The sequence below is a fragment of the Microcoleus sp. Pol7_A1 genome (genome assembly GCF_036701085.1).
GTDB lineage: Bacteria > Cyanobacteriota > Cyanobacteriia > Cyanobacteriales > Microcoleaceae > Microcoleus > Microcoleus asticus.
On the sequence record NZ_JAUBQD010000008.1, the window covers coordinates 62,693 to 71,931 of the forward strand.

8 protein-coding genes are annotated in these 9,239 nt (G+C 46.1%); 4 read left to right on the forward strand and 4 right to left on the reverse strand.

The window, feature by feature from the left end; all coding sequences use genetic code 11:
- The first annotated feature begins 121 nt into the window (after window positions 1–121).
- Together pgsA and QUA20_RS07360 are read left to right on the forward strand one after the other, a co-directional pair.
- On the forward strand, window positions 122–646 hold the full coding sequence (pgsA, locus tag QUA20_RS07355; RefSeq protein WP_172185881.1) for a CDP-diacylglycerol--glycerol-3-phosphate 3-phosphatidyltransferase: 525 nt from the start codon (window positions 122–124) through the stop codon (window positions 644–646).
- A 45-nt stretch (window positions 647–691) separates the two neighbouring features.
- Window positions 692–2,143 carry a methyl-accepting chemotaxis protein gene (locus QUA20_RS07360; protein WP_333187111.1) on the forward strand — a complete coding sequence of 484 codons (1,452 nt, stop codon included), beginning with the start codon at window positions 692–694 and terminating at the stop codon, window positions 2,141–2,143.
- Between the two features lie 118 nt (window positions 2,144–2,261).
- Here QUA20_RS07360 and QUA20_RS07365 read toward each other — a convergent pair whose 3' ends face one another.
- The 3 genes from QUA20_RS07365 to QUA20_RS07375 form a co-directional block, all read right to left on the reverse strand.
- Window positions 2,262–4,007, reverse strand: coding sequence for a diflavin flavoprotein (locus QUA20_RS07365; RefSeq protein ID WP_333187113.1), 1,746 nt, complete (start codon window positions 4,005–4,007; stop codon window positions 2,262–2,264).
- Window positions 4,000–4,629: a hypothetical protein gene (locus QUA20_RS07370; RefSeq protein ID WP_333187114.1), complete on the reverse strand. Its 630-nt coding sequence runs from the start codon at window positions 4,627–4,629 to the stop codon at window positions 4,000–4,002. The genes QUA20_RS07365 and QUA20_RS07370 overlap by 8 nt, the downstream gene beginning before the upstream one ends.
- A gap of 154 nt (window positions 4,630–4,783) precedes the next feature.
- Window positions 4,784–6,511 carry a diflavin flavoprotein gene (locus QUA20_RS07375; RefSeq protein ID WP_333187116.1) on the reverse strand — a complete coding sequence of 576 codons (1,728 nt, stop codon included), beginning with the start codon at window positions 6,509–6,511 and terminating at the stop codon, window positions 4,784–4,786.
- Between the two features lie 226 nt (window positions 6,512–6,737).
- Between QUA20_RS07375 and QUA20_RS07380 the strand changes: the two genes are divergently transcribed.
- Window positions 6,738–6,863, forward strand: a complete 126-nt coding sequence (locus tag QUA20_RS07380) for a hypothetical protein (protein ID WP_333187119.1) — start codon at window positions 6,738–6,740, stop codon at window positions 6,861–6,863.
- A 126-nt stretch (window positions 6,864–6,989) separates the two neighbouring features.
- Entirely contained in the window at window positions 6,990–7,583 is a 594-nt protein-coding gene (locus QUA20_RS07385) for a DUF4129 domain-containing protein (RefSeq protein WP_333187122.1), read from the forward strand.
- A 460-nt stretch (window positions 7,584–8,043) separates the two neighbouring features.
- Here QUA20_RS07385 and QUA20_RS07390 read toward each other — a convergent pair.
- Window positions 8,044–9,239, reverse strand: a 1,196-nt coding sequence (locus QUA20_RS07390; RefSeq protein ID WP_333187124.1) for a Calx-beta domain-containing protein, incomplete at its 5' end; no start/stop codon positions are given.

Genomic DNA, 9,239 nt, shown 5'->3' on the forward strand with positions numbered 1-9,239 from the left:
AGAGTTGCCCTTAATTTTTGATTTATAGCAACCGCGCCCGACAGTCAAGACGTTCTTAATCACTGAAACGATTGTCCCCAATTGCATTTTTACATCGCTCTTATTCCTTATTCCTTCTGCTATGAATTTGCCTAATTTGATTACTTTTTCTCGCTTGCTGGGAGTGCCTTTTCTGCTCTACGGTTTGTACGACCCAAGCGCGCAAAGCCGCTGGATTTGCACCGCGATTTTTGTGGTAGCTGCGGCTACTGATTGGCTGGACGGCTATTTGGCTAGGAAGCTGAATCAAATTACCGATTTGGGAAAGTTTCTAGACCCTTTGGTGGATAAATTGTTGGTGCTCGCGCCGCTTTTAGTGTTGATTGAGTTGGGGAAAGTGCCGGCTTGGGCAGTGTTTTTAATTTTAGGTCGGGAATTGACAATTGCGGGGTGGCGTGTTAATAAAACTACGATTTCTGGAGCTAATATTTGGGGCAAATTGAAGACGGTGAGTCAGATTGTGGCGATCGCACTTTTAATTGCTCCTCTATCTGAAGCATGGAATTTTCCCGCATTAATTGCTTTTTGGGTTTCTGTGGCTTTAACTTTGATTTCTGGCGCTATTTATCTGTGGCCGGAAAAGGCTGCTGAGCTTGACAAAGCCTAGTTCTTCCTTATTTTTTATTCTGTATAAGATAAAATCTAAAATCCAATGAACTTAGGAATTAGGGCTAAATTGTTGGCTAGCTTTGGAGCTTTGATAGCCTTACTCGCAGGTGTCGGGTTTGTTGGTTGGCGAAACACAGTTGAACTAGCACAAGATGCGGAGAAATTGTACGCATATCAAGTTAAGGGGACAGTTGCTCTAGCCAACTCCGAGTCGGCTTTGTGGAAGCTGCGTTACGGCTTCCCCCAATTTATAGTTCAACCAGAGAAGCGATCGGAAATTTTGGCCCAACAACCCAAGTTATACAAAATAATTGACGATAACCTGCGAGAATATGCTAAAGGTGAACTCACACCAGAAGAGCAAGTAGCTTTGAAAAAAGTGCAAGATGCTTATCAAAGGTATATCGCAGCCAGACCTAGGTGGTTTGAGTTGCAGCAAGCAGGCAAAATTAAGGAAGCTGCAGAGTATCGCGCAGCTACGACAACTCCTTTTGGTGCCCAAACAGTTGATGACTTTTCAGCACTAATCGAACTCCAGCGAAAAGTCGGCGAAAAAAGACACGATCGCATTGAAGCAAAGATTGGGCATTTGACCGTGCTGCTACTGCTTACTCTCGTCTTCGCTTTGTTGTCTGCTGCATTCCTGACTGCGATCGTCACCCGTGAGATTGTTAACCCAATAGTACAATCTGTGAGGAAAATTGTCTCTTCTTCAACGCAAATCACGGCCGCCGTGGCTCAGCAGGAATACACTGTGTCTCAACAAGCTAATGCTGTGAATCAAACGACTGCGACGATGAATGAGTTAGTTGTTGCTTCGGGACTTTCAGCCAAGCAAGCAGAAGCATCAGCAGTCTCGGCTCATCAAGCGCTAACACTAGCTGATGCCGGTAATCAATCCGTAGAAAATACCATGAAGGGGATAGTAACTCTTCAAGAAAAAGTAGGAGCTATTACTAAACAGATTACCTATTTGAGCGACAATGCTGTTAAAATTGGTGGAATTTCTGACCTAGTAGCCGATATCGCTAACCAAACAAATATGCTGGCTATCAATGCCACAGTCGAAGCAGTCCGTGCTGGCCAAAATGGTAAGGGTTTTGCTGTAGTTGCGACAGAAATTCGCCGACTAGCTGAGGAAAGCAAAAAATCAGCAGAGAAAATTAATGCTCTGGTGACAGAAATTCAAGTGGCGATCGACCACACGGTGATAGTAACGAATGAAGGAGCAAAAACAGCGGAGCAAGGTATTAAACAAGCTCAAGGGACAACAGAAATTTTTGCGGGTGTAGCAGATGCGATCGACAAAGTATTTTTGAACAACAAACAGATTTCTCTGAATGCTAACCAACAGGCGGTCGCAATTCAACAAGTGCTTGAGGCCATGAACAATGTTAACTTAGGAGTAACAGAAACTGAGAGTAGTCTTGCTCAATTTAAACTCAGTACGCAACTCCTAAACCAAACCGCAGAAGAACTTAAAAACTTATCTTAGCAGAAGGAATAATGCCCTTCGGCTGCGCGAGCGGTCAAGTCGCTCAGGGTAAAAAGAAATAAGAGCGGGTACGAGCGTCCCGCCCTACAAAAACAGGCTTCTGCGAGATTGTTTCGATTTAATAATGAGTACCAGATTTCCGGTAGTGCACCGCTGTCACGCCGTCATTTTTGAGCAAATGACCGTTGTCAATCGCCGCATAAACTACCCAGTGATCGCCGCATTCCATCCGACTTATCACTTTGCATTCCAGATAAGCTAGAGAATCAGTCAAAACGAGACAGCCGTTGCTAGCTTCCATTGTTTCGACTCCCGCAAATCTGTCTTCTCCCGGAGCAAAGTTTTTCATGAAATACTTCCGCAACTGTCGCCCTTCTGCTAAGATATTCAGCACAAATTTATCTCCGGCGTACATCAAAGATTCGATCGATCGATCTTTCGCCACCGCAATCGTCACGCCCGGTGGATTAAACGTTGCTTGCGACACCCAGGAAGCCAGCATCGCACTGGTGACATCCTCCCGCTTCGCCGAGACTACGCACAGCGAACCAACGAGTCTCCCTACTGCTTGTTCAGTGCGATCGCTCCCTGCTGCTAACTGCGGTTTCGGTGCCCGCAATTTTTGCGATCGAATCAAAGCTTGAGCAAAATCCGTTCCCGTTTCTGTACACTCGTGAATCGTCGCAGCAGTCGGCTTAAATTTAGCTCTAATCGGTTCAAATCCGATGCGATAGCCGGCATCTTTCAGCTTGTTTTCCACCAAGTCGATTGCCTCTCCACTCCAGCCAAAAGAACCGAATACCCCCGCTAATTTGCTCTTAGTTGCGGTAGATAAAACAATTCCCAAAGCAGTTTGAATTTGCGTCGGAGCGTGTCCTGCTAGCGTGGGAGTTCCGATGATAAATCCCGCACATTTTTCGATCGCCTCTTTAATTTCTCCCGGTTCGGCAAATTCGCAGTTGATACTTTCCACCGCAACCCCCGCCCTAGTAATTCCTTTGCCGATCGCCTGCGCTAAAGTAGCCGTATTTCCGTAAGCCGAAGCATAAATCAAAGCAACTGTCAAGTCTTTTGAATTTTGTTGCTGGCTCCATTCCCGATACAAATTGCTGAGTTCGTGGAGGCCGTAACGGACGATCGGGCCGTGACCGGGAGCATAAAATGCTGTAGGTAAATCGGCTAATTTATCCATTGCCGCCAGCACTTGTTTTGCCTGAGATGCGTGCAGGGAATCGTAATAATAGCGCCGGTCTTCGCTGTAAACGCTCCAGCCTTCATCGAATACTTGGTCGCCGCAAACGTGAGCTCCAAATAGTTTGTCAGTAAACACGATTCGAGTTTGCGGATCGTAGGTGCAAAGTTGATCGGGCCAGCGAGGAGTCGGAGTCGCGATGAATTTTAAGGCGTGACCTTTTCCTAAATTGAGAGTTTCTTCTCCCCGAACGATCATAATGTTTAACTCTTGTTCGGGAAATGCCGCTCGTAAATTAATCGCCGCTGGATTCGTGCAAACCAAAGCTACTTGAGGAGCTAAGTCTAACAGAGCTTTAATTGTTACTGACCTGTTAGCATTGAAATGCCCCAAAATTATGTAATCCAGCTTTGTCAAGTCCACCCGTTGCTGCAAATATTCCAGGTAATTTTGAGTAAAAGATTCCCCCGGTGGGTCGAACAAAGCAGTTTTGTCAGCTTGAATAATATAGCTATTTGCTGTCGTACCCTTTTGCAGCGAATACTCGACTTCAAATTTTAGTCTGTCCCAAGTGCGCGATCGCACAATAAAAGTATCGAGTGCGATCGGGATAAACTGCACGTCGCGGGGTTTAGCATCAGATCCGAGCCTAAGAGTCAAAGTGTTAGTCATTAATTGCACCTATGAGAAACTGAACTACAGAACTTCTTTTGATTTCGTGCCAAAACTTGGTATCTACAATGTCAAACCTTGCACCTCGACCCTGTAAATTTGTATCCAGGTCAATCAGAAATTCCCTGGTTTTCAAATCGTCCCCAATTTGGATAAAGCTGACTCCAATTTCTTCATCTTTATCTATTTTATTTGCCGCACTTATCAGAATTTCGGCGACAGCAGCGGTCTTTTCTGGTTTTTGATCTAGGACTGCAACAATTATTGCTCCTTTCTTCCCTGCGGCATTTGTTTTGCTTCCGAAATAATCGCTGAAAGTTTCTTTCAGAGCTTCTTCCAAATTAATTGCAGTCGGGTTTGCTGAATCCAGTTCCGTATTTTGTCGCTGCAAAATTTCAGCTAACCGAGCAACATTGGAATTTTTATACTTCCACATAGGAGTAGAAGCTTCGTAAAGGGTGATGCCGTCGCTGTCAAATTCCTGACATTTTTTTGCTAAGTCGATCAGAGATGCCTGTGCTTCTACCCATTCCTCGTACCAAGGATGTTGGGGGTCTTTGCTGGCATCGCTTCTGGCAATAATAATTGTGTAATCTCGGTCTTCTAAAAGATTGGCAGGCATTGGCAATTCCTAAGAGTGAAAATGCAGAAACAAAAGGTAAGAAGATGCTGATGGCGCACCCTACGTTTAGAGCTCGGTAAGGTTCGCCATCAGCACCCTACGTTGAAAGTTTTTGCGTAGGTAAGGTGCGCCATCAGCACCCGAACTTCCTTTCTTAATAGTGATTTCCCACTTTGCGGTGGTGAACTGCCGGCAGTGCATCGGGATTGGATACGCGGCCGTTATCGACGATCGCATATACGATATGATGATCCGAAAGTTCCATCCGGCTGACTACTGCGCACTCCATGTACGCCAAAGCATCTGTCAAAATCGGAGAACCGTTGGTAGCAGGTTGAGTTTTAACTCCGGCAAATCGATCGGCACCTGGAGGAAAACGCTTTAAAAAGTGCCTCATCAAGGTTTGATAATTGCCTTCTTCGAGCACGTTGAGAACAAATTTATCTCCCGCGTGCATCATCGATTCGATCGCCCGATCCTTCGCAACTGCTATTGTTAAACCCAGCGGTTTAAAACTTGCCTGCATTACCCAAGAAGCCAGCATCGCACCGCTAACCTCGCCTTTTTGAGCGGTAATGATGTACAGTCCGCCGCTGATTCTTCCTAAGGCTTTATCGAGGTCGCTGTCGAGAGATTTCATCTGTTTGACAGCCTTGTCCCGCGTCAGCCACTGTCCCAAGTCAGTGCCGGCTTCGTCGCAAAGTTGATAAATCGGTTCTGTGGGCGTTTCTTTAATTACAATGTTGGGAAATGCTTCTTTTAAACCCAATTCTTTGAACTTGTTTCCCAGCGGGTAAATAGATACGTCATCGCCGCCGCCGGATTCGCACAAACCGAAAGATTGTTTGTTGTTAGCTGCAACTAAAATTGTGTTGATGGCAGCTTCGGCATTCGCAGCAGCATTACCCCCACTCGGCGGCGAACAAATTACGATGCCGGCAGCATTACCGACAAGTTCTGCAACTTCTTGCAAGTCGGCGGTTTTCAAATCCATCATTTCCACAGCGACACCAGTTTTGGTGATACCGTGGGCGATCGCCTGACTGAGCCGATCGCTAAATCCGTAATCGGAAGTGTAAAATACCGCTACAGTGGTTTCTGCCTTGGCTTGCTCTTGACTCCACTTTTTGTAGCGCCCGGTGAGTTCAACTACGTTGTGCCGCAGCAGCGGGCCGTGACCGGTCGCAACTGTACCGATTTCTCCCAATTCTGCCATCCGCTTCATCGCAGCGAGTACCGATCGAGCGTTGGGAGCCATCAAGCACTCATAATAAAAGTGGTAATCTTCCTCAACTGCTGCTAAATCGTCATCGAAGGTGCTGTCGGTACAGTAGTGCATCCCGAAAGCGTCGCAGGTAAACAGCACTTGAGTTTTGCTGTCGTAGCTGAAAATAGTATCGGGCCAGTGCAAGTTCGGCGCCGATACGAATTCGATAATGTGACCGTTTCCTAAATCTAGTTTGTCCCCATTTTTGACTACCAATCGTTCAAATGGTTGGTGTACAAGATTTTCTAAAAATTGAATTGCTACTTTTGCTCCCACGACAATCGCTTGGGGTGCCAGCGCCAACACGTCTTTGACTAAACCGCTGTGGTCTGGTTCGGTGTGGCTGATAATTAGATAGTCAATCTCTTTGGGGTCAATTTCGCCCGTCAGAGTTTCCATGTACTGCTGGCGAAATTTCTCGTGCGAGGTATCGACGAGGGCTGTTTTTTCACCGCGAATGATGAATGAGTTGTAAGTTGTACCGTTTTTGAGTCCGAATTCGATGTCAAAGCGGTCTCTATCCCAGTCCAGGCATCGAATTGCCGTTGTGTCAGGGGCAATTTCGACTTTTTCCACCGTCAATCTGCGTTGGACTCGTTCAGTCAGCGCTACCATCAGTGCCTCCTTGTCTGTTACCCATTACCTTATTGACTTCATTCTGACACGTTTTTTTTGTAAATCTTTATAAAATTTCTTATGAGGCTGTTAAGTATCCCAAAATTTATGGCATAAGGCAGTTCGGCAACGCGCACTGAATCGGGATGTAACGGATTTGAGGAAGAAGGAAAATTCAATAAAATCAATTTTTAGTCGATCGATAGTTGACAAAAAACTTATCTCTGTGGTATTAAAAATGAGTTTGAGCGGTTGGGCGATCGCCCCTTTAGAAGACTATCAGTCAAATGCGATGCTCGATCGCGCGGCGATTTGGATTAGCGACAATAACTCGGCATTTAAGTCAACCTAATCAAAAGTAAAACGCGATCGCGCTATCTTATCTCCGATTTCTTTAATCAGTCGGGGATTTGGGGATAATGATAGAAGAAAAAAAATTCCAATCCGCAATCAAAAATCTACTCATTAATGCAAAGCTATGTCTGAAAGTTCCTTTGAGAAAACTAATTTGAGTTGGCAATTAGGACAGTTACAACAGCGAGTAGAGGAGTGGTGGGAACTAAAAACTGCCCAAAATATACCGAATGTGAAATTGCCATCTTGGTTTGATTCCCCGATCTTGTGGGCGATCGCTAAAGCAGCCTTTTGGTTAATCTTAGCATTGCTCGCAGTCTGGGCGAGTTGGCAGATTTGGCAACTGTCGCGTTTTTATATTCATAATTTTAAAAAGAGGAATCAAACAACTGATGGCAGTGCGAAACAAACAATTAAAGATTTGTCGGTAGCAGAGTGGTTTTTGCGATCGCAAAAATTGCAGCAACAAGGGAAATACCGCCAAGCTTGCCGCTGTCTTTACATGGCGGCGTTGCAGCGGTTAAATGATACCGGAACTGCGATCGATCAACCCAGCCGCACTGATGGCGAATATTTGCAATTAATCGAGCAATTACCCCAGCCAGCGCCTTACGAAACTTTGATAAAAATACATCAGCAACTATATTTTGGGAATAGGGAAGCTTCCGTCTCAACCTTTGAAGAGTGTCAGCAAGCTTATCAACAAATTAAGGATTAAATAGGTAAACACAAAAAAACAAATAATATCCAATCGATAATTAGAGGGGCAGCTTTTACCAAAAATTATTGCCAAAAACCGACAATCTCAAAAACCCCCAGCCAATGGCAAATCGCAATCTAATTCTTTGCATATACAAAGGTTCAAGGTCGTACTCGAATAACGCGCGTAGCATCTAAGAGTACGACCTTGAAATGGTTCTATCAGACCGAAGTAGCAAATGGGTTGAAAGCCACGAAACTAGCACCAGCAATGGGATTAGGGTCGATGTCGCCCACAATCAGCGCTGTAGGTGAATCCCATTAGTTGTCGGTGCCAGCGACTGTCACACAGCGAAGATTTTACCTGCGTACCTCGCTTTCTTGAAAAAAGCTGTAGTGAGGAGCCAGACTGATAAAAAGCATTTAACTACTTGCGGGACATATTAGTAGAGCAATGATTCCTCGCCCTACTAACAGCCTTAAAGCAAAGTAATTTGAGTCGATGGCGGATTGGCGATATTCGCACCTGGGCCAAAGCCTAAACTCACCCCCCCACCAGTCAAACCAGGAAGATTGTTAATCATCAGACTAACGCTAGTTGCACCGGGATTAAAGTTAACCGTGCCTCCAGTAAAATTCCCCGATGGACTAATGTTGTAGTCTATGGTGTTCGTAGGTTGACCAGTACCAGGAGGAACAATCAAATAGTCGACCGAAGCCGAAACCGAAGTATTGCCAGTCCGATTAATTGTAAAAGTTCCAGAAGTACCATCAGCAACAGAACCAGGAGACGGACCGTAATAGAAGGAAGTCGGAGCCACAGCAGTAGGATCAATAATGCTCAAAACAGCCAGTGACGGACTAGCCACACTGCCACCACTCAAGAACAAACCCACCGTTTCATTATTAAACTCCGTGAGAGTGTCAAATAAAGTTTGAACCGGAACTTGTACGCTAGTTTGTCCGGCTGCAAAATTGATCGCTTGAGCCACACTGACGTAATCCGCTTGAGAACCCGTAGACTGAGCACTACCGTCAGCCGTGCTGAACAAAATTGCACTCGCTGCCGTAACGTTGCCACTGCGATTGATGGTAATCGACGCACTGCTGCCCTCGTTGACGCTGTAATTAGCCGCACTGAAGAAATAGTTTGGAACGGCCGTTGGCGCCGGAGTTGTCCCCGGAGTTGGCGTCGGAGTCGGCGTCGGAGTTGGCGTCGTCCCAGTTGACGCCACATCATTAATCGTCAAAATTGACGGACTACTGCCGACATTGCCACCGAAGAGCACCAAATTCACCGTTTCCGGCGATTCCAAAATCAAATCACTCAAAGCCGTCACGGTGAAACTAGCGGTGGTTTGCCCCGCAGCAAAATTCAACACCCCCGCCGACGTTCCAGTGTAATCCGGTGCACTGCCTGTTGAACTTGCCGAACCGTCAAGAGTAGCGTAGTTAATCGATCCAGCCGCCGTGCCACCGGTGCGAGTAACGTTAATCGTCGCCACGCCGCCTTCAGCCACCGTGTAATTTGGTTGGGCGAACTGGAAGATACTTGGAGACGTAGGTGTCGGCGTCGGAGTTGGCGTCGTCCCACTTGTCGCCACATCATTAATCGTCAAAATTGACGGACTACTGCCGACATTGCCACCGAAGAGCACCAAATTCACCGTTTCCG

What these genes read in the sequence shown, in the direction of transcription:
- pgsA (WP_172185881.1), top strand. Translation starts at nt 122, where the DNA reads ATGAATTTGCCTAATTTGATTACTTTTTCTCGCTTGCTGGGAGTGCCT.
- QUA20_RS07360 (WP_333187111.1), top strand. Translation starts at nt 692, where the DNA reads ATGAACTTAGGAATTAGGGCTAAATTGTTGGCTAGCTTTGGAGCTTTG.
- QUA20_RS07365 (WP_333187113.1), bottom strand. Translation starts at nt 4,007, where the DNA reads ATGACTAACACTTTGACTCTTAGGCTCGGATCTGATGCTAAACCCCGC.
- QUA20_RS07370 (WP_333187114.1), bottom strand. Translation starts at nt 4,629, where the DNA reads ATGCCTGCCAATCTTTTAGAAGACCGAGATTACACAATTATTATTGCC.
- QUA20_RS07375 (WP_333187116.1), bottom strand. Translation starts at nt 6,511, where the DNA reads ATGGTAGCGCTGACTGAACGAGTCCAACGCAGATTGACGGTGGAAAAA.
- QUA20_RS07385 (WP_333187122.1), top strand. Translation starts at nt 6,990, where the DNA reads ATGTCTGAAAGTTCCTTTGAGAAAACTAATTTGAGTTGGCAATTAGGA.